This is a genomic window from Ruegeria sp. YTSA064 (assembly GCF_059610325.1).
Window position 1 is genome coordinate 1 of record NZ_JBXWNK010000024.1, and the last position, 17,297, is coordinate 17,297.

Here is a 17,297-nt window from a genome sequence, read left to right on the forward strand (position 1 = left end):
ATCACCAGCGGCATCCGCCTTGGTTCTCCTGCTGGCACGACACGAGGTTTTGGAGAAGTCGAGTTCCGTCAAATCGCGGATTGGATCATCGAAGTTGTCGACGGTCTGGCCGCCAATGGCGAAGAAGGCAATGCCGCAGTCGAAGCAAAGGTCAAAGCCGAAGTCGCTGAGCTTTGCGCCAAGTTTCCGATCTATCCGAACCTATAATACGAAGGACCCAAATCATGAGTTTTCATAACATCGACCAAGCCCCTGCACGCCTGAACCGCAGTGAACTGGCCGTCCCTGGCAGCCAGCCCGGAATGTTCGAAAAGGCTGCACAATCAGATGTAGATGTGATCTTCCTCGACTTGGAAGACGCGGTTGCGCCTGATGAAAAAGAACAGGCTCGCAAGAACATCATCGAAGCCCTGAACGATATCGACTGGGGCAGCAAAACCATGTCGGTGCGGATTAACGGGCTGGATACACATTATATGTATCGCGACGTGGTGGACGTGGTCGAACAAGCCGGCGAGCGGCTGGACCTTATCATGATCCCCAAGGTTGGCACAGCTTCTGACGTTTACGCGGTCGATATGCTGGTGACACAGATCGAGGACGCCAAAGGCTATAAGAAACGGATCGGGTTCGAACATATCATCGAAACCGCGCTTGGCATGCAGAATGTCGGCGAGATTGCGGCCGCCTCCAAACGCAACGAAAGTCTGCATTTCGGGGTTGCCGACTATGCCGCGTCTACCCGTGCCCGGACCACGATCATCGGCGGTGTAAACCCCGATTATTCAGTTCTGACTGACCCGGATGCTGACGGAGGACGCATGACGCATTGGGGCGACATGTGGCACTATGCGCTGGCTCGCATGGTGGTCGCCGCGCGCGCCAACGGCCTGCGCCCGATCGACGGACCCTTCGGCGATTTTCAGGACCCGGACGGTTACAAAGCCGCGGCAAAACGGGCGGCAGTTCTGGGATGTGAAGGCAAATGGGCCATCCACCCCAGCCAGATTGCCTTGGCTAACGAGGTCATGTCACCCTCAGATGCCGAAGTCACCAAAGCACAGCGAATTCTCGTCGCTATGGCCGAGGCTGAATCGGCGGGCAAAGGCGCCGTTTCTCTGGATGGTCGTCTGATCGACTATGCCTCAATCCGTCAGGCCGAAGTGCTGGTGGAAAAAGCCGGACAGATTGCCGCGGCTTGATCGCATCATGACAGTGCAATCGACCGTATCGCTGCGCGACAGCGCCGCCGCCATCTTTGCCGAGGCCGTCGCAGCAGCAGATCCAGCGATGTCTTTGCGCCAACGGTTGCAATCAGACCCATTGCCATCACCAGAACATAGCGGGCGCAGCATCCTGATCGCAATTGGGAAGGCTGCCCCTGCCATGATGGAGGAGGCATTACAGCATGTTCAGGGCGATCACGTCGCCCTGATTGTAACCCACAGCGACAACTGGAATGAAGTTCCCGGCGCGACGGTATTGACCAGCGGGCATCCCATCCCGAATGAACGCGGTTTGAAAGCCGGGCGACAGATCATCGCATTGCTCAGCGCAGCACGTAAGCAGGATCAGATCATTGCACTGATCTCTGGCGGGGGGTCGGCCTTGGTCCCCGCGCCTGTTGATGGCTTGACTCTTTCGGACAAAATCGCGGTCAATGAGGTTTTGCTATCTTCCGGGCTGGACATCGTTCGGATGAACCTTGTGCGTCAGCACCTGAGCCAGCTCAAAGGCGGCGGGTTTTTGCGGCACGGTTCGCCTGCCCCGATCACGGCGTATATCCTGTCGGATGTCATAGGCGATGACATTCGGGCCGTAGCCAGCGGACCAACTGCCTCACCAATCGGCAGCCACGCGGACGCCCGCAGGACCTGCATCGAGGCCGGAATTTGGCACCGGTTCCCAAAAGCCGCCCGTGCCCACCTGGAGAAGAGTATTCCTGAACGTTCTATAGCGGTTGAGGCGGCAAACAACCTGATTGGATCGAACACGATTAGTCTTGAAGCCGCGTTTCGCTGTGCGACGCAGATCTGTGGGGCTGAAATTGTGTCCGACGCGTTGATTGGAGACGTGTCCGATGCAGCCGAACAGATTTTTCAGGCAGCTATGTCTGCCAAATTTGACCAACCAACCGCCTTGCTTTTTGGTGGTGAAACGACTGTACGCCTGACAGGAACAGGTTGCGGCGGGCGCAATCAGGAATTGGCGCTGCGCGTCGCCCAATTGGCGCATGAGCGCACGATACCCGGCAACTGGGTTTTTCTTAGCGGCGGTACGGATGGCCGCGACGGCCCAACCCCGGCAGCGGGCGCAATGGTGGATGCAGGAACGATCGCCCGAATCCATGCGTCTGGACATGACCCTGCCTCCCTGTTGGCAAGCAACGATAGTCATAAGGCTTTGACGCTGTCGGGTGATCTTTTGATGACCGGAGCAACCGGTACCAATGTTGCCGACATTCAGGTATTGTTGCTTGGATCTAACGCGTGAAAGCGGGCGAAAAAAACGGTAGATCTTTAGATCCGTTATTTGCGATCTCCGGGTTTCTAAGTGATCTATGGTGCAGAGGCGTCGTGACATATACTTCGGGTCAAGAAAGAAAGCCCGATGTTCGAATTTCAAGCCGAGCAAGTGGTGGAGTTTCAAACGCCAAAGACTGCGAGTTGGTGAAGTCGGATTATTGATGCGGAGCGATTAACAGCCGGAGCGCAATCAGGCTTCCGAATGCTCAAGCTGGTAGCATGAACCGCTGTAGCCGAGTTGTAGAGCAATAGCCATGTTTGGCTCTTTCCCGCTTTTGGATTATGAAATAGTTGCGTTCAGTACGAACATTCAGACTTATGGACGACCACGAATCCAGATTCAGTGTAATCTCATTTGCTATCCGCAACGGCTTTATGACTGAGGTTAGGCACGCTATCGGAAAGCCGTAAAACCATTGGATTTCGATTTCTAGTATTTTTCTGTCAGCATGATTATTTTACTAACAGGAAAAATTGATGCTATGGTAGTCCGAACTGGATTGGGTAATGCAGCTTGTCTTCTTGCAGAGCCCGTTTGGACATGTGTAGCAAAACATTGAAAGAATGAAATTGAAAAATAACGACAAAGAAATGGCGACAAATCTGACACAGGACCCGCATTCTGTTCGCTCGGGTGACAGAGAAAAAGTTCTTGAAGTTGCCATTGGTCGCGAGGTTCGTGCTTTTCGCAAACAGCAGAATACTACGGTCGCGGAATTGGCTCAGCTGACCGGATTGTCGATTGGTATGTTATCCAAGATCGAAAACGGTAACACATCGCCTTCCCTAACGACTCTCCAATCGCTCGCTGATGCGCTTTCAGTTCCTCTGACAAGCTTTTTCAGACAATTTGAAGAGCGCCGCGAGGCGGTTCATACCAGAGCAGGCGAGGGCGTCGAGTTAGAGCGCGAAGGAACACGCGCCAATCATCAATATAATTTGTTGGGGCATATTGGTGCCAATGGTTCTGGCGTAATTGTAGAGCCTTACCTGATCACCCTGACCGTTGAATCCGACGTGTTCCCAACGTTTCAACATGGCGGAATCGAGACGATCTACATGCTTGAGGGCGAGGTAGATTACCGACACGGCGACAAGATATACCCCCTGAAACCGGGTGATACCTTGTTCTTTGACGCCGATGCGCCGCATGGACCTGAACGGTTGGTCAACCTGCCAGCACGCTACATTTCAGTGATCAGTTATCCGCAGACAAACTGATCGGCTTGCGTAACAAGAAATCCGTGGGTCTGTCATAGCCGACGTGGCTGCCGGTACCTACGATTGTAAACCCAAGCCTTGAAAACACGCGGTGGTTTTCAGTGAGTTCCACGCGCGTTTCCAGTTCCAACACTGATAGACCAAGGTCTGCTGCACGACTTGCAGCGTGATCTACTAATGTGCGACAGATACCCTGCCCCCGCATTCCTTCCTTCACCGCCAGCTTTCCAAGGTACAAGGTGTTGGCTTTGGGCGTCAAAAACATGCACGCAATAAGCGGTCGGCCCATGGCCCAGATTTCACCGCCTTTCCGACAATGCGCCTGCATCCCGCCCACGGTCAGACCATGGATAGAAGACGGAGGGTCGATCCGGGCATCCATGTACTGAAATGACGAGCGGAGCAGCGCAAGCGCGTCATACAATGCGGCATCATCTCTAGGAATTAGCCAAAGTGTTTTGTCCGGTTCAGTCATAAAGCCAAAACACTTCATAATGCTCGTTTATTTTGACAAAGGCGGTTCCGTTTCCAGATCCGGCCAGACTCCGGGGGAAGTCGGCAATCCATCATCAAACTGACTGAGGTAGTCCAGCATCATTGGACGGTTGTCGATGAACCCTTTGTAAGTCGCCAGTTCAACCGGCAGATCACGTACAACGCGGTGCAGACGACGACCCCATTTTGGAACAGTCATCAGATCCTGAAAACTGCACAGATAGCAGCGGATCGGGAACACCAGCGCGTTGGACCGCGGCAGGCGGAAGAAGGTTTGCAACTCGACCCGAAGATGCTGTTTGTGGGCTATGTTTTCGGGCGTCAGTGTAGTCTTTTGGATGCCCCATTTGTGGTAGTTTTCCGGGCTGGTATCCAGCAGCGGGTTCACTGTCATGGTCCAGTTCAACCGGCGCGCCGGAGCGCCCTGTTGAATGTTCAACAGAAACTTCAGCGCACGCTTGAAAATCCCCATCTCATGTGCTTTTGGAACAGGTGCGTGCCATTCAAAAAAGTTCATGCCGATATCGAAATCCAGGCTCCAGTCGGCCTGGGTCGTTACCATACCTGCGTCCATCCACAGCATCTCGTCCCGCTGGTCCAGCACTGCGAAATCACCTTGCGCCTGACGAGTTATGTATTCCATCGGCCCGTAAGGCAGCGTGGTTTCGTCCATGAAGGTGAAACTGTGATCAATGCCCAGTGGCTTGTTGATCCAGCGCCACTGATTGCCGTTACGATGCAGCTCGAACAGGTCCGGATAGTCTTCGGATTTGCTAACCATAATCAGTTCCAACAAATCCCAGCCCGCCAATGTCATGTGCGGCAAAGACTGACAACGCAGCGGGTCCTGATCCAGAACGATGGCCCGGTCTTTCATCTCGGAGACGTAGTGTTCGTCCACATCAAACCGCATCTCGTAGACCGAACCCTCGGGGCCGCCCCGGTGCTGCTCCATGTTGACCGAATACATGTAGCTGTCTTCGTGAAACGGGAACGGAAAGCGTTTGATCGCCCATTCCGAATTATGGAACGTATAGTCGTCGCGGAAGGACTCGTCGTTGAATTGAATGGTCATGTTGGGCCTCCTCTTAGCGGTCAAGCACAAGGGACTTTCCCTCGAAACGCGATACGCAGGGCATGATCTTCTTGCCTGCTGCCTTTTCTTCGTCGGTCAGCCAGTGATCGCGGTGAACAAAGTTGCCGTCGTGATCCAAAACTACGGTTTCGCACTGACCACAGGCCCCGCCGCGGCACAGGTACGGGGCGTCGACACCCTCACGTTCGATGGCCTCAAGCAGACTTTCGTTTTCGCCCACATGAATGACCTTTTCGGAAGACGCCAGACGCACTTCGAATGGTTTGCCCGGCTGAGGCGCCAAGAACTCTTCGTAATGCACACAATCTTCGGGCCAGCCTTCGGCGGCGGCAGTATTGCGCACCCAATCGATCATGCCCTTTGGGCCGCAGACATAGACATGCGTGCCTAAAGGTTGCCCGCTGAGAAGGTTTTCCAGATCAATCACCTGGCTCTGATCGTCGTAGTACAGATGCGTTGCGTTCGGATGCCTGTCTGTCAGTTGATCCGCATAAGATGCTAGCGCCTGATTACGGCACGCATAATGTAGTTCCCAATGACCGTGCAGCAATTCGAGCTGTTTGATCTGCGCCAGAAACGGGGTGATCCCGATACCACCGGCCAGAAATAGGTGTTTGCGGGCCCGCAAATCAAGCGAGAATAGGTTGACCGGGTAACTGATGGTCATCTCGTCGCCCAGCTTGACCTGACGGTGCATGAACAACGACCCTCCCCTGCCCTGATCGTCGCGCCGAACTGAGATCGTATAGGACGATTGATCGAACGGATCGGACATCAGGGAATAAGGGTTGAGTCGCGTGATGCCGCCATCCTGCATTTCGACCACGGTATGTGCACCGCCCGAAAAGGTTGGCAACTGTCTGCCGTCAACGCGCTCAAACCGGAAGCGCGTCACCAATTCGTTCAGCGGGGTAATTTCGGTCACTTTGACTTGAATTTTCTCGGCACCACTCATTCGTAGATCCCCTTCGGCTCGGGCACGTTGCCATGGTCCTCGGCATCAACTCGGACGCCTTGATAGGCGGCAAGGCGGCGGGAATAGTGGTCGCGCACAAACAGGTTGAGACCACAGTGCGAACAAACAAACGGATCGACCTCGACATCTTCGGTGACACCTTTGCAATGTACACATTGCATCCGGCGAGCAACAGAACCGCGATGTTCAGTTTGAATCGCAGTATGCGGCAGGCCGACGGCCACCACTTCGTTCATGGCCTGACCCATCATGCCTTCGGTGCCGGTCAGATAGACTTGTAACCCCATATGCGCGTCCTCGAGAACGCGACGAATACGATGTAGCGCGGCCGCATAGGACGGACTTTCGTAGAATTGTGCGGGGTTTAGCGCCTGTAACCTTTCCGAAAAATCTGTGCCTTTCGGTATGTAGATCAGATGGGTTTTAGCCATCAGATCGGGTGTCGCTATGTCAATTACTGCTTCGGCCCCCTCGGCCTCGGCGATCATAAGATGATGTTCACCTGAGCGAACCTCTAGCGTGCCCCAGATCGGGCGGCTTGCGATTGACTTGGGAAATTCGAACTTTGACATTGTGCCCTCAAAAAAGAAAAGAGCGCCACGATTTTATCGTCGCGCCCCCTGAGTATCAGCCCTTTGCGGTTCGGATGGCCTTGTCCCTGTCGTAGAACGGCATCTCTTCAGCTGTAGCCACAATCTCGGTTCCGTCGCTATTGCGGACCGTCAGCTTTGTGCCCGGCGACGCGCAGTCAACCGGCATCCGTGCGATACCAACATTGTGCCCATTGATTTCGGAACACATGCCAAAGGTGACAACACCAACCTTTTCACCGTTCTGCAGCAGGTCAGCACCCTCATCCGCCGGGGTGGTGCCATCCAGTTTGACACCATAGATCTTGAACCGCTCTTTGCCTTGCGAGGCATAGTGGTTCTCGGCGCCGATAAATCCGGTCTTGCCCGGTGAAACTGTGAATTCCAGACCCAGCTCCCAAAGCGTATCGCCGCATGTTTCATCGTCGAACGGATAAGTTTCTGAGTTGTCGCCGGGATAGAACAACAGGTAGCTTTCGGTGCGCAGCAAATCGAGCGTCGAGAACTGGACCGGAACAATACCCATGTCCTTGCCTTCGGCCAGGATGCTGTCCCAAAGATGCACAGCGTGCTTGGCCTGGCAGAAAATTTCGTATCCGCGCTCGCCGGTATAACCGGTCCGCGAGATCATCACCGGGCAGCCGTAAAGCTTGGTCTGCATAATGCCAAAATAGGCCAGATCCCGAATTCCGGGAACGTGTTTGGCCAGGAAATCCACCGCCACCGGCCCCTGCAGCGACATATCGTGCATGTCATCGTCAAAAATGACCGAACAATTCTTACCGGCGGCCACCGATGTCAGCTGTTCCATCCCCGTTCCGGTGCCGTGCACGACAAGCCACGTGTTCACTGACAGGCGATAGATGATGCAATCGTCGACAAATTTGCCCTCGGCATTCAGAATCGACGCATAGGTCGACCGGCCCGGCATGATTTTCTCCACATTCCGCGTGGTGACGCGGTCAATGACATAAGCCGCATCTTCGCCGACCACATGAACCTTTTTCAGCCCCGACACATCCATCAGACCCGCCTTGGTGCGGATGGCTTCGTAGTCCGCTTTGGCGCGTTCCGGGCTATGGTCATAGAACCATGCGGTTCCCATACCGTTCCAGTCCTCAAGCTCGCCGCCGATCTCGGCATGGCGCTGCGCAAGGGCGGACGTCCTCCAAAGAATGGCCATTGTTCAGCTCTCCCGTTGATTGCTTTTTTGTTGGCCATATTGAGGCCGATGTCAGATTGAAAATCAACACCCATGTGCAGATTTTTTTCCTGTTGGGAATATTAGGCTGCAATTTGTGCACCCTAGCACAAATTATCGAGAACGGTAAAAGTGGTTATTTATCAATGTTATGGGTTGTATTTTGACGGGTCTGAAAGTGCATGAACCAAATGCCTAAAAGATGTTTGCCCCACATATCTATTGACAGGTCGCCAATGAAATTGTCCCCTGAGTAGATAATTATTCCCAGCAGGAAATTCTTCGCAGAAAGATCTCCTGCTGCAACAACAGGGAGACTACGAAGTGGATGGTAATCTAAATGCACTAACGACGGTCTTTACCGAGTTCTACTACTGGGTAACGGTCGTTTTCATGTTCCTCATCCATGTGGGCTTTTGCATGTACGAGGTCGGTGCTAGCCGTGCCCGTAACCATATGCACACATTGATGAAAAACATCATGATCATCCCGCTGGTGACGGTCACGTTCTTCTTCTTCGGCTGGTGGATTTACTGGGCCTTTCCGAACTTTCCGTTCTGGGGCGGTTTAGATACCGAAGCGGGCGCTGCAAATCTGCCATGGGCCGACACCATGGCGACCAATCTGGGCGACAGAATCACCGGCGTCTTCTGGGCGGCGTTCCTGCTGTTCTCGTGGACAGCAGCCTCGATTGTATCTGGCTCTGTGATCGAGCGGATTAGATCTTCGGCCTTGTGGGTCCATGCCGTGATGATTGGTTCAGTCTGGTGGATCATCGACGCAGCGTGGGGTTGGCACTACGGCGGTTGGATGGTGCGCGTTCTTGGGTACCACGATGCTTATGCTTCCGGGGTTATTCACGCAATCGCAGGCGGCTATGCACTTGGGGTGATCATGGTTCTGGGTCCCCGCCTAGGCAAATTTGCCAAAGATGGTACGCCGCGGGATATTCCGCCGCATAACCCATGGTTGCTGACCATCGGGATATTCCTGATCTACACAGGTTTCTGGGGATTCTATGCCGCATGTAATGTCCCGGCGATATCTCCGGAGGCAATCGACGGTCAGATAACGGGTGTCACGTGGACCGCGACCAATATTTATCTGGCTCCGACTACGCTTTCCGCGATTACCTTCAACTTCCTGATGTCTCTGTCTGGCGGGTTGATGGCAGCGTATGTCATTTCCAAAGGTGACGCCTTTTGGACGTTCTCGGGCGGTTTGGCCGGTATTATCACTGCATCTGCCGGTAACGATCTTTATCACCCGGTGCAGGCAATGATCATCGCCGCGATCGGTGTCGTGATCGTGTACAAGCTGCACTATTGGGTCGAGCGTCGGTTCAAGCTGGATGATGCCGTTGGTGCCGTTGCCGTGCATGGCTATGCAGGGTTCGTTGGCCTGGTGATTTCCGGCTTTGTCCTGTGGGGAGTTCCTTCATCGCCATACGAAGGCTATGCAACGATCAACCCGGTCGGTCAGATCACCGGCGCGGTCATCATGTTCTTTGTTCTTGGCTTCTTGCCTGGTTGGATTCTTGCGAAAATCCAGTCGGCCGCAGGTGTGCTTAGAATTCCGGAAGAAGTCGAACTTCAGGGCCTCGATTACGCTGAACACCATGCATATGAAGACGCCAAAGCCGCGATCATTGCAGCCGACAAAGAAGAACTGGCTGCCCGCGGCGTACCAGCTGAGTAAGGGAGAAAAAGAATGTCTACAAATGGATATACAAGCTGGGCTGTTGATCTGGCCGAGGTCGGACCGATCTATCCCTTCCAAGGTTACGAAGTCCTTATGGTCATCGTGGGCGTCGTATTCTGGATAGGTTGGCATCGCATCCAATTTGTCCGAGAAGGTGAACACCTCGAGAAGGCCCGCCACACTGGCGACGAAGAAAAAGTGAAAGCACAGCTGGAACGATACTGATCCAGCTTTGAAAGCTGGCAATGGGCATAAATCTAAATTCTTGCCCATTGCCTCTCAGGAAAATTTATTTCCTATGATTATTGATGTCCGTTTGAATTGTTGGTACCGTAGAATCATAGCGAAACACACAAGGAGATCTGCCAGCCATGTGCGGAATTGTTGGATTATTCCTCAAAGACCAGTCTCTTGCGCCCCAACTGGGCAATATGCTGACAGACATGCTGATCACGATGACGGATCGCGGCCCCGACAGCGCGGGGATAGCGATTTATGGCGAGGAATCAGGTGGTAAGACCAAGGTGACACTGCAGTCGCCCAATCCCAAGGACGACTTTGCCGGACTAGCCGAAGAGCTGGGGCAGCACTTGGGCGTGGCGGTAAGCCAGACTGATAATGACACGCACACAGTTCTGGACATTCCAGCAGGGCAGTTTGAAGCAGCACGGGCCGCGTTGGCGGAAATCCGGCCTTCAGTCCGGATCATGAGCCGGGGCGAGATGCTGGAGATTTACAAAGAGGTGGGCCTGCCCAAGGACGTGGCCGCGCGCTTTGACATAAGCAGTATGAGCGGCACACATGGCATTGGCCACACTCGCATGGCTACAGAGTCTGCCGTGACGACGATGGGCGCGCACCCGTTCAACACTGGGCCAGATCAGTGTCTGGTTCATAACGGCTCGCTGTCGAACCACAATTCATTGCGCCGTAAACTGCGCCGTGAAGGTGTAGTGATCCAAACCGAGAATGATACCGAGGTTGGAGCCGCCTATCTGACCTGGAAGATGATGAACGGGGCCACCTTGGGTGAGGCGCTGGAAAGCAGCCTTGAGGATCTGGATGGCTTCTTCACCTTTGTCGTCGGCACCAAGGATGGGTTCGGCGTGGTCCGCGATCCGATCGCCTGCAAACCGGCAGTAATGGCCGAGACCGATCAATACGTAGCCTTTGGCAGCGAATATCGGGCGCTTGTGAACCTGCCAGGCATTGAAGACGCCCGCATCTGGGAGCCGGAGCCGGCAACGGTTTACTTCTGGTCCCACAACGACAGCCCGACAACGACGGAAAAGGCCGCCTGACATGCAGACCTACGATCTTGAAGCAAACGGCCTGCGCGGGCTGAACGCAACGCTGCAATCTCAGTCCACCGAGACGAATCAAACCAGCTGGGAGGTTGTGAACCCCAAGGGCAGCCACGCGATTGCGGTCGGGCTGGACGCACCCATCGAGGTGACAGTCAAGGGGTCCACCGGCTACTACTGCGCTGGCATGAACCAGCAGGCAACGGTCAAGGTTGAAGGCTCGGTCGGGCCCGGCGTGGCCGAGAACATGATGTCCGGTCAGGTGATCGTCGATGGCGATGCCAGCCAGTATGCCGGGGCCACGGGCCATGGTGGACTGCTGGTGATCAAGGGCAACGCAAGTTCGCGCTGCGGCATTTCGATGAAAGGCATCGACATCGTGGTGCATGGCAATATCGGCCATATGTCCGCCTTCATGGCACAGGCCGGGAATCTTGTGGTCTGTGGTGATGCAGGCGACGCGCTTGGGGACTCGCTCTATGAGGCGCGACTGTTCGTGCGCGGCTCGGTCAAAAGCCTCGGCGCTGACTGCGTCGAGAAAGAGATGCGCCCCGAGCACCTGGAGATTCTGAAGGATCTGCTTGATCGCGCAGGCGCGGATGCTAGTCCGGAAGAGTTCAAACGCTACGGGTCAGCTCGCCAACTGTACAACTTCGACATCGACAATTCCGCTGCTTACTGAGGAAGAAGGGTATGAAAGACATGGACGATCAGATCCCCCGCACCCTGCCGATTCAGTCGGCGACATTCACCAATCCGATCAATGCGGAAATCCGCCGCGCTGCGGCCACCGGTATCTATGATATCCGCGGTGGCGGTGCCAAGCGCAAGGTGCCGCATTTTGACGACCTGCTGTTTCTGGGCGCGTCGGTGTCACGGTATCCGTTGGAAGGCTATCGCGAACGCTGCGACACCTCGGTGACACTGGGCACACGCTTTGCCAAGAAGCCGATCGAACTGGACATTCCGATAACCATTGCGGGCATGAGCTTTGGCGCTCTCTCTGGGCCGGCGAAAGAAGCTCTGGGCCGGGGCGCGTCGGCAGCTGGTACGTCGACTACCACCGGTGACGGCGGCATGACGCCCGAAGAACGCGGTCACTCCAGCAAGCTGGTCTATCAGTATCTGCCCTCTCGTTATGGCATGAACCCAAACGACCTGAGGAAGGCCGACGCGATCGAGATTGTGGTCGGTCAGGGTGCCAAGCCCGGCGGCGGCGGTATGCTGCTGGGACAGAAGATCAGCGACCGCGTGGCCGAGATGCGCACGCTGCCCAAGGGCATCGACCAGCGTTCAGCCTGTCGTCACCCGGACTGGACCGGCCCAGATGATCTGGAAATCAAGATCCTCGAATTGCGTGAGATTACAGACTGGCAAGTGCCGATCTATGTAAAGGTTGGTGCGACCCGCCCCTATTATGATACGGCACTGGCGGTAAAGGCCGGTGCCGATGTGGTGGTGATGGACGGCATGCAAGGCGGTACTGCCGCGACGCAGGACGTGTTCATCGAGCATGTAGGTCTGCCGACGCTGTCCTGCATTCGCCCTGCCGTGCAGGCGCTGCAGGACTTGGGCGTGCATCGCGAGGTACAACTGGTGATCTCGGGCGGCATCCGCACCGGGGCCGATGTGGCAAAGGCAATGGCCCTTGGCGCCGACGCAGTGGCCATTGGCACCGCCGCGCTGGTGGCGCTTGGTGACAACGACCCGAAATGGGAATCCGAGTACCAAAAGTTGGGCACCACCACCGGGGCCTATGACGACTGGCACGAAGGTCAGGACCCCGCAGGTATCACCACACAGGATCCCGACTTGGCGGCCCGTCTGAACCCGGTCGAGGCCGGACGCCGTCTGCGAAACTATCTCAAGGTGATGACACTTGAAGCGCAGACCATCGCGCGGGCCTGTGGTCATAATCACCTCCACAACCTTGAACCCGAGGATTTGTGTGCTCTGACGATGGAGGCCGCCGCAATGGCGCGTGTCCCGTTGGCCGGGACAAGCTGGTACCCGGGCAAGGAAGGGTTCTGAACTGATACTGCGCGGCTCCTTAACGGGGGCCGCGTTTTTGCTTTGGAAATTAAAAATTCAACAGGGAAAGGAAAGCCATCGTGACGACAGATCTCGCAGCTTTCGCAAAAGAAAAAGGCGTCAAATACTTCATGATCTCGTTCACCGACCTGTTCGGTGGGCAGCGGGCCAAGCTGGTGCCCGCGCAGGCGATTGCCGAGATGCAGGAAGACGGCGCAGGTTTTGCCGGGTTCGCCACCTGGTTGGATATGACCCCCGCGCATCCTGACATGCTGGCGGTGCCGGACCCGTCATCGGTGATCCAGCTGCCATGGAAGCCTGAGGTCGCCTGGGTTGCAGGCAACTGCGTGATGGAAGGCAAGGATGTCGCCCAAGCCCCACGCAATGTGCTGCGCCGCTTGATCGGCGAGGCCGCCGAGATGGGCATGCATGTCAAAACCGGCATTGAGGCTGAATTCTTCCTGCTAACCCCCGATGGCGAGCAGATCAGCGACCCTTTCGATACCGCCGAGAAGCCCTGCTATGACCAGCAGGCGGTGATGCGCCGCTATGATGTGGTGCGTGAGATCTGCGACTATATGCTGGAACTCGGTTGGGGGCCTTATCAGAACGACCACGAAGACGCCAATGGCCAGTTCGAAATGAACTGGGAGTTCGATGACGTTCTGAAAACCGCCGACAAGCACTCGTTCTTCAAGTTCATGACCAAGTCGGTGGCCGAAAAGCATGGGCTGCGGGCCACCTTTATGCCCAAGCCAGTCGAAGGGCTGACCGGCAATGGCTGCCATGCTCATATCTCGGTCTGGGATGCACCCGGAGCAGACGCCAAAACCAACGTCTTTGCCGGCGAAGGCGACGGTCCGACCGGCGAGGTGGGACTTGGCGAACAGGGCAAGCACTTCCTTGGCGGTATCATGAAACATGCCAGTGCGCTTGCAGCGATTACCAACCCGACGGTGAACAGCTACAAGCGCATCAACGCACCGCGCACCATGTCGGGCGCGACCTGGGCCCCCAATACCGTGACATGGACCGGCAACAACCGCACACACATGGTCCGGGTGCCCGGTCCGGGCCGGTTTGAGCTGCGCCTGGCCGACGGGGCCACCAACCCCTATCTGCTGCAGGCGGTCATTATCGCTGCAGGTTTGTCCGGCATCCGCTCCAAGGCCGATCCGGGACGTCGCTGGGACATCGATATGTATGCCGAAGGCCATACCGTCACTGACGCCCCCAAACTACCGCTGAACATGCTCGACGGGTTGCGCGAATATGACAACGACACCGAGTTGAAAGCCATGATGGGTCAGGAATTCTCGAGCGCATTCCTCAAAATGAAACACCAGGAATGGAATTCCTTCGTCAGCCATTTCTCACGCTGGGAAAAAGACCACACGCTCGACATCTAAACAAATCAGGGGCTGCAGGCATCCTGCTGCCCCACCCCTTCGGTTAGGCGGAGACCCGCACCTCGTGAATATACTGATTTTCCAGCATACGCCGGGCGAAAACCCCGGAGCGTTTCTGGAGCACATTTCGTCATGCGGTGATACGGCCGGTATTGTGCATTTCTATGATGGTCAACCGATCCCGCAGCTTGACGAATTTGATTTGCTTCTTGTTCTGGGCGGTCCGATGGACGTCTGGGAAATCGAAGCACATCCGTGGCTTGTGCGTGAAAAGCAAGCAATCAGAACCTGGGTCCAAGAGCTCAAACGTCCTTACTTTGGTATTTGTCTTGGACACCAACTTTTGGTTGACGCGCTGGGTGGGAAATGCGCACGCATGCAAAAGCCCGAGATCGGCGTGCATTCCATCAATCTGACCGGTAATACGCGGGGTGATCCGCTGTTCGAGCTCTTGCCTCATCAGTTCAGGGTGCTTCAATGGCATGGAGTTGAAGCTGTTGATCTGCCAGTCGACTCATCAATTATGGCACAATCTGATGCCTGTGCTGTTCAGGCATTGCGGGTTTCAGACTGTGCGTGGGGCGTACAATTCCACCCCGAGCTCGTTCAGGGCACAATCCAATCGTGGATGAGCGATGCCGCCAACCATCAATGCGCTGTTGATTGGCTAGGCTCCGCAGATGCAGCGTGGGAAATGGTCTCTGACAGTGACCAAATAGTTGAAGAACAATTCAGGATAACATCCAGCTTCTATAACAGATTGCGACAGATCTGATCACACGCGATCAACCGGGAACTTCAATGTTCTCTTCGCTGTCTGCTTCAACTCTCCAATCGGGGACATCGTTGACAAGCATCAGTGCAGCGCGGCGCAATGTTGCGCGCATTTTGCCCACCACTGGACCGTCCATTTCGCAATCTGCCAATGCGGCGTCAAAAGTTTCCAGCCAAAGCTCGGCATCCGCTTCACGTATCGGCACATGCGCGTGTAATTCTCGCAAGTCCATATGACCAAATCGCTCACGATAATAAGCACGACCGCCCAAAAACCCGCTCAGGAATTCGAACTGCGCCTGTCTTGTATGAGATAATCCATGACCGCGAAAATGTAGTCTGTGCAGCGAATGCACCGCCGGGTCGGTCTCCATTCGGTCGTAGAAACGTTCGACAAGAGTCCGCAGCTTTTCTTCGCCACCGAGTTGATCCAAAGCCGATGACATAGGTCTCTTCTCCGAGTTGCCACTGTCAATAATTATTGCATACCAGGAAAATAAGTTTATCACCAGTGACATGTTGGCGCGGTTGATATCGAGAGAAGGATACGAAATTTCCTGGCATTCCCAGTTACGCGAGGCGACCGGATGAGCGCCCTTGCTCTGGGTCTGCTGGCAGCGTTGTGCTGGGGTTTTCACGATCTTGCTGTGAGATATATCAGTCAGTCCGTGAGCGTCATTGCCGCATTGATGGCCGTACTGGTTGCCGGGGCGCTGCTACAGTTCGGTCTTGTGGCAATATGGGCTGGATTCGCCCCCATGTCCGCCAAAGCAGTATCCTACGCAGTTGTAGCAGGCGGCTTTTATTTGCTGGCTGGCCTCAGTATGTATGCTGCATTTCAACGCGGGCCTGTACGTCTCGTCGCTCCGCTTGTCGCTAGCTATCCGGTCTTGTCTGTCACACTTGCGATATGGCGTGGTTCCGAGGTCAGCATCTGGCAATGGCTGGCGATCATTGCCATTGGCGTCGGCGTGTCCATTGTATCGACGCAATCCGACGACGGTACGGAATACCCTGCCACAGGGCCGACGATTGCCTTTTCTATACTCGCTGCAATTGGGTTCGCTGCAACATTCGCTTTGGGTCAGTACGCAGCCGAACTGGGCGACGAGTTCATTGTTTCACTGATTGGCCGTCTGACCGCTATCCCTGTGCTGGCGGCAATCGCCATTGCATCTCGCAAGTCGCTTTGGCCGGGCGCACGAGCCCTGCCCCTATTGTGCCTGATGGGTGCGCTCGATGCGGTGGCAATTCTGTGCGTCGTGTCTGCCGGTAGGTTGCCTAATGCCCAATACGCGTCCGTTGCAGCCTCGATCTTCGGGTTGTTGACTGTTGTTTTGGCTTGGGCAATTTTGCGAGAGGAAATGGCTTTCTTTCAATGGCTTGGATGCATTATCGCTTTTACGGGGATCGGCTATCTCGCGATCTGAGCATCTCCGTTATCCAACGCATTCCTTTGGGTCTGATGGGCAGCAATCGCACTGTTTAATACGCAATCAACTTCGCCCGGACGAACGGGTCCGGGATAGTGCCATGCACCGGGGCGAATGAGGTCTTTGTGCCTCTGTAACTCACTTCGCAAGTTGAGTACGTCAATATGCGCAGGCGCATCAGCTAAAAGCAGGACAGCATAGACATCCACCGACTCGTTTAGTTGTTTGATCTGAGTTCGACATTCGTCCTGCGACATTTCTTTGCCCCAGAGCTGCTGATCCAGTGCCATGTCTATTTGTGCCGCGCGGGCTATCAAAGCGCGGACGCGTGCAACATTCGTCGGAGAGTGGCCAATTGATACTATCACCATACGCATGGCGCGGCCCGCCAATCGCCAATATTGTAGCACTTTGGAACTGGCCGACTTGCCATCGCCTGCGTGAAGAGCGGCAGCAAATCTCACGCTGTCAGGCCTTCGGGTTCTGGCAGGCCATTCGCCCGGCACGCGGCGGTCAGCGTATTGGCCAGCAGGCAGGCGAT

General features: G+C 55.4%; 17 protein-coding genes and 2 pseudogenes. 12 read left to right on the forward strand and 7 right to left on the reverse strand.

All coding sequences use genetic code 11. The annotated features are described in order from the left end of the window. From glyA to AC2FI7_RS22490, 4 genes and pseudogenes are all read left to right on the forward strand, one after another. A pseudogene (glyA, locus tag AC2FI7_RS22475) lies at positions 1–207 on the forward strand (serine hydroxymethyltransferase); the annotation flags it as partial. 17 nt (positions 208–224) lie between these two features. After that, positions 225–1,202 carry an HpcH/HpaI aldolase/citrate lyase family protein gene (locus AC2FI7_RS22480; RefSeq protein WP_010437801.1) on the forward strand — a complete coding sequence of 326 codons (978 nt, stop codon included), beginning with the start codon at positions 225–227 and terminating at the stop codon, positions 1,200–1,202. A gap of 7 nt (positions 1,203–1,209) precedes the next feature. Further along, entirely contained in the window at positions 1,210–2,493 is a 1,284-nt protein-coding gene (locus AC2FI7_RS22485; protein WP_029621640.1) for a glycerate kinase type-2 family protein, read from the forward strand. 623 nt (positions 2,494–3,116) lie between these two features. Beyond that, entirely contained in the window at positions 3,117–3,746 is a 630-nt protein-coding gene (locus AC2FI7_RS22490; RefSeq protein ID WP_037320612.1) for an XRE family transcriptional regulator, read from the forward strand. Here AC2FI7_RS22490 and AC2FI7_RS22495 read toward each other — a convergent pair. From AC2FI7_RS22495 to AC2FI7_RS22515, 5 genes are read right to left on the reverse strand one after another with little or no spacing between them, the layout of a single operon-like run. Continuing rightward, positions 3,724–4,221: a GNAT family N-acetyltransferase gene (locus tag AC2FI7_RS22495; RefSeq protein WP_037320609.1), complete on the reverse strand. Its 498-nt coding sequence runs from the start codon at positions 4,219–4,221 to the stop codon at positions 3,724–3,726. The two genes, AC2FI7_RS22490 and AC2FI7_RS22495, sit on opposite strands and share 23 nt — an antisense overlap. A gap of 27 nt (positions 4,222–4,248) precedes the next feature. Then, a complete protein-coding gene (locus AC2FI7_RS22500) occupies positions 4,249–5,316 on the reverse strand; it encodes a heme-dependent oxidative N-demethylase family protein (RefSeq protein ID WP_010437797.1) in 1,068 nt (355 codons plus the stop codon). 13 nt (positions 5,317–5,329) lie between these two features. Then, the gene (locus tag AC2FI7_RS22505; protein WP_010437795.1) at positions 5,330–6,292 is read right to left on the reverse strand and encodes a PDR/VanB family oxidoreductase; all 963 of its coding nucleotides are present in this window, start codon (positions 6,290–6,292) and stop codon (positions 5,330–5,332) included. Continuing rightward, a complete protein-coding gene (locus tag AC2FI7_RS22510) occupies positions 6,289–6,885 on the reverse strand; it encodes a dimethylamine monooxygenase subunit DmmA family protein (RefSeq protein WP_010437793.1) in 597 nt (198 codons plus the stop codon). The genes AC2FI7_RS22505 and AC2FI7_RS22510 overlap by 4 nt, the downstream gene beginning before the upstream one ends. A gap of 55 nt (positions 6,886–6,940) precedes the next feature. Then, positions 6,941–8,086: an aminomethyl transferase family protein gene (locus AC2FI7_RS22515; protein WP_010437791.1), complete on the reverse strand. Its 1,146-nt coding sequence runs from the start codon at positions 8,084–8,086 to the stop codon at positions 6,941–6,943. A 342-nt stretch (positions 8,087–8,428) separates the two neighbouring features. On the opposite strand from AC2FI7_RS22515, the gene AC2FI7_RS22520 reads away from it, so the two are divergent. The 7 genes from AC2FI7_RS22520 (at position 8,429) to AC2FI7_RS22550 (ending at position 15,324) form a co-directional block, all read left to right on the forward strand. Beyond that, positions 8,429–9,802, forward strand: coding sequence for an ammonium transporter (locus AC2FI7_RS22520; RefSeq protein WP_010437788.1), 1,374 nt, complete (start codon positions 8,429–8,431; stop codon positions 9,800–9,802). A gap of 12 nt (positions 9,803–9,814) precedes the next feature. Continuing rightward, positions 9,815–10,030 carry a hypothetical protein gene (locus AC2FI7_RS22525; RefSeq protein ID WP_010437786.1) on the forward strand — a complete coding sequence of 72 codons (216 nt, stop codon included), beginning with the start codon at positions 9,815–9,817 and terminating at the stop codon, positions 10,028–10,030. 146 nt (positions 10,031–10,176) lie between these two features. After that, the gene (locus tag AC2FI7_RS22530; RefSeq protein WP_010437784.1) at positions 10,177–11,106 is read left to right on the forward strand and encodes a class II glutamine amidotransferase; all 930 of its coding nucleotides are present in this window, start codon (positions 10,177–10,179) and stop codon (positions 11,104–11,106) included. A gap of 1 nt (position 11,107) precedes the next feature. Then, positions 11,108–11,791, forward strand: coding sequence for a GltB/FmdC/FwdC-like GXGXG domain-containing protein (locus tag AC2FI7_RS22535; RefSeq protein WP_010437781.1), 684 nt, complete (start codon positions 11,108–11,110; stop codon positions 11,789–11,791). A gap of 20 nt (positions 11,792–11,811) precedes the next feature. Further along, positions 11,812–13,140, forward strand: coding sequence for an FMN-binding glutamate synthase family protein (locus AC2FI7_RS22540; RefSeq protein ID WP_010437779.1), 1,329 nt, complete (start codon positions 11,812–11,814; stop codon positions 13,138–13,140). Between the two features lie 80 nt (positions 13,141–13,220). Continuing rightward, positions 13,221–14,549 (forward strand): type III glutamate--ammonia ligase, encoded by a 1,329-nt coding sequence (gene glnT, locus AC2FI7_RS22545; RefSeq protein ID WP_010437776.1) that lies wholly within the window; start codon positions 13,221–13,223, stop codon positions 14,547–14,549. 64 nt (positions 14,550–14,613) lie between these two features. Then, positions 14,614–15,324, forward strand: coding sequence for a type 1 glutamine amidotransferase (locus tag AC2FI7_RS22550; RefSeq protein WP_480877264.1), 711 nt, complete (start codon positions 14,614–14,616; stop codon positions 15,322–15,324). Positions 15,325–15,334: 10 nt separating this feature from the next. On the opposite strand, the gene AC2FI7_RS22555 is transcribed toward AC2FI7_RS22550, so the two are convergent. Beyond that, entirely contained in the window at positions 15,335–15,769 is a 435-nt protein-coding gene (locus AC2FI7_RS22555) for a group II truncated hemoglobin (RefSeq protein WP_010437772.1), read from the reverse strand. Between the two features lie 141 nt (positions 15,770–15,910). Here AC2FI7_RS22555 and AC2FI7_RS22560 point away from each other — a divergent pair, with 141 nt between their 5' ends. Next, positions 15,911–16,753: an EamA family transporter gene (locus tag AC2FI7_RS22560; protein ID WP_010437767.1), complete on the forward strand. Its 843-nt coding sequence runs from the start codon at positions 15,911–15,913 to the stop codon at positions 16,751–16,753. On the opposite strand, the pseudogene AC2FI7_RS22565 reads toward AC2FI7_RS22560, so the two are convergent. Further along, positions 16,738–17,297: pseudogene (locus AC2FI7_RS22565) on the reverse strand (hypothetical protein); the annotation flags it as partial. The gene AC2FI7_RS22560 and the pseudogene AC2FI7_RS22565 overlap by 16 nt on opposite strands.

Coding starts and splice junctions, on each gene's coding strand:
- AC2FI7_RS22560 (WP_010437767.1), top strand. CDS start 15,911: ATGAGCGCCCTTGCTCTGGGTCTGCTGGCAGCGTTGTGCTGGGGTTTT.
- AC2FI7_RS22515 (WP_010437791.1), bottom strand. CDS start 8,086: ATGGCCATTCTTTGGAGGACGTCCGCCCTTGCGCAGCGCCATGCCGAG.
- AC2FI7_RS22505 (WP_010437795.1), bottom strand. CDS start 6,292: ATGAGTGGTGCCGAGAAAATTCAAGTCAAAGTGACCGAAATTACCCCG.
- AC2FI7_RS22535 (WP_010437781.1), top strand. CDS start 11,108: ATGCAGACCTACGATCTTGAAGCAAACGGCCTGCGCGGGCTGAACGCA.
- AC2FI7_RS22540 (WP_010437779.1), top strand. CDS start 11,812: ATGGACGATCAGATCCCCCGCACCCTGCCGATTCAGTCGGCGACATTC.
- AC2FI7_RS22495 (WP_037320609.1), bottom strand. CDS start 4,221: ATGACTGAACCGGACAAAACACTTTGGCTAATTCCTAGAGATGATGCC.
- AC2FI7_RS22480 (WP_010437801.1), top strand. CDS start 225: ATGAGTTTTCATAACATCGACCAAGCCCCTGCACGCCTGAACCGCAGT.
- AC2FI7_RS22525 (WP_010437786.1), top strand. CDS start 9,815: ATGTCTACAAATGGATATACAAGCTGGGCTGTTGATCTGGCCGAGGTC.
- AC2FI7_RS22555 (WP_010437772.1), bottom strand. CDS start 15,769: ATGTCATCGGCTTTGGATCAACTCGGTGGCGAAGAAAAGCTGCGGACT.
- AC2FI7_RS22485 (WP_029621640.1), top strand. CDS start 1,210: ATGACAGTGCAATCGACCGTATCGCTGCGCGACAGCGCCGCCGCCATC.
- AC2FI7_RS22510 (WP_010437793.1), bottom strand. CDS start 6,885: ATGTCAAAGTTCGAATTTCCCAAGTCAATCGCAAGCCGCCCGATCTGG.
- AC2FI7_RS22490 (WP_037320612.1), top strand. CDS start 3,117: ATGGCGACAAATCTGACACAGGACCCGCATTCTGTTCGCTCGGGTGAC.
- AC2FI7_RS22500 (WP_010437797.1), bottom strand. CDS start 5,316: ATGACCATTCAATTCAACGACGAGTCCTTCCGCGACGACTATACGTTC.
- AC2FI7_RS22530 (WP_010437784.1), top strand. CDS start 10,177: ATGTGCGGAATTGTTGGATTATTCCTCAAAGACCAGTCTCTTGCGCCC.